At 60.2% G+C, this 1,657-nt stretch carries 2 protein-coding genes and 1 pseudogene; 2 read left to right on the top strand and 1 reads right to left on the bottom strand.

All coding sequences use genetic code 11. The annotated features are described in order from the left end of the window. Nucleotides 1–138: 138 nt before the first annotated feature. Both ACSFBF_RS35985 and ACSFBF_RS35980 read left to right on the top strand, forming a co-directional pair. Nucleotides 139–345, top strand: a pseudogene (locus ACSFBF_RS35985) (transposase domain-containing protein); the annotation flags it as partial. After that, on the top strand, nt 342–845 hold the full coding sequence (locus ACSFBF_RS35980) for a hypothetical protein (RefSeq protein WP_435462582.1): 504 nt from the start codon (nt 342–344) through the stop codon (nt 843–845). The pseudogene ACSFBF_RS35985 and the gene ACSFBF_RS35980, both read left to right, overlap by 4 nt. 166 nt (nt 846–1,011) lie before the next feature. Here ACSFBF_RS35980 and ACSFBF_RS35975 read toward each other — a convergent pair whose 3' ends face one another. Then, complete coding sequence (locus ACSFBF_RS35975; RefSeq protein ID WP_435462581.1) at nt 1,012–1,473, bottom strand: PaaI family thioesterase; 462 nt, start codon at nt 1,471–1,473, stop codon at nt 1,012–1,014. Between the last annotated feature and the right edge of the window lie 184 nt (nt 1,474–1,657).

The following is a 1,657-nucleotide window of genomic DNA, read 5'->3' as shown; positions in this document are numbered from 1 at the left end:
CTTACTTTTATGCGAAGTCCAGAGCCATCCGGATGCGCCTCAGACCGCCGGGATCTGCCCTTTCGCCGATTTCGTCATGCGCGACTTCGCATAAAAGCGCACTTCGCATTACGCCGCTCATGCTCTTATGTTCATGAACGCCGGGCATGGTTGTTCGCCGGCAGCGAACTGGCCGGCCAACGCGCGGCCATCGTGATGAGCCTGGTGCAGTCGGCGCGGCTCAACGGTCATGACCCGTGGGCGTACCTGCGCGACGTGCTGCAGCGCCTGCCGACGCAGCGCAGCAGCCAGATCGAGGACTTGCTGCCGCACCGATGGCAGCCAGCGTCCGACGCGGCACCATGACCTTGCTCACGCAGGCCGTGATGGTCCGGGCGAACATCGACATCGACGGCATGAGCGCGCAACAGAAGGTTGAGCTGGCTGACGAAATCTACGTCCAGCAGCCCAACCTGCTGGCCTCCATCCTCGTGTTGTCTCGCTACGGTGTCGACATGCTGCAGCTTGAGGTGCCGATCCACGTTCTGCTGGTCGCGTTCCAGGCCATGAAGCACTGTGGGCACGCCTTGCCAACGATCTCTGAAGACGTCCAGGAAATCTGCTTGCAGCGGCTGATGGCGACGATGAGGTTCACCGAAGGCGTGCCGCCAGACCTCGTCGCGCAGATGATCACAAAGTTCTGCGTTGAGCACCCCGAGCGCTACCTGCTGGCATTTGTGTATGGCCACCTTGGCCAGCACGACCTGCTGCGCGTGCGAACTGACGCGGAACAGTTCTTGCTGCTGGCCGCCCTCAACCTTGTGGAGTGCGTTGCTCACGTCGGAGCACAGCTGCAGTCCAAGTGAACCGTGTGCGGCCGGTCAAGATGGGATGATTGGACGCTCACTCTTGGGCAGCATCTCGATGACTTCGAGTTCCAACTGAACCCCATGCTCAGCGGCATCGCCAGGGCTCTTGACGACGGATCCCGCAGCGAGTCGAGGAGTAGAACGCCAAAGGTGATCGGAGCCTTCAAGCAGGCTGTTTCTTCGGAGGATCCGGCAGCTTTGCAATAGTGCCTTGTGCCAGAGCGCAGAGCTTCTCGACATCTTCATTGAGCGCAAAGATCTCACAGGTGCAGACAGCTTGTGAGTTCCCGCTGTGAACGGACTTCGCACGCACGATCAGGCGTTGGCCCATCGCTGGCCTGACGTAGTTGATCTTGTATTCGGAGGTCACAACCGCCGCGCGCAGCGCCGTGCCACCGACAAATGTCAAAGCGTTATCGGCCAGGTAGCTGACGATGCCGCCATGAGCGAAACCGTTCTGCTGCGTGAGTTGCTCGGCGAGTGGGAGTTGGATTTCGGCATGGCCTGGCGAGAACGCATGGAGTTCGGCGCCGATCAACACGCTGAAGGGCTGAGCGGCCAGAATTTGCGACCCATTTCGAGGGGAGGCATCGGGCGAGAGCGATCTGGGTTTGCTGTCAGTCATGTGGCTTGAAACGAGAGAGGACTATGTCTACCGGAGTTCATTGATCGGTCGTAAGCGTACGGTCTAGCTTTCAATTACCCACAACTTTCGCCCCGAGTTGCATCCCGAGGACGATGTCAGTTAGACGTGTGAGCCCGCGCCACATGACGATGTTGCCGGGCGGAGGGTCGCCTTTGCGCGCGAG

The sequence above is a fragment of the Variovorax nivicola genome, from assembly GCF_051216475.1.
Lineage (GTDB): Bacteria > Pseudomonadota > Gammaproteobacteria > Burkholderiales > Burkholderiaceae_C > Variovorax.
Note: the sequence above shows the minus strand (reverse complement) of the source record. Positions and strands in the feature narration are given on the sequence as shown.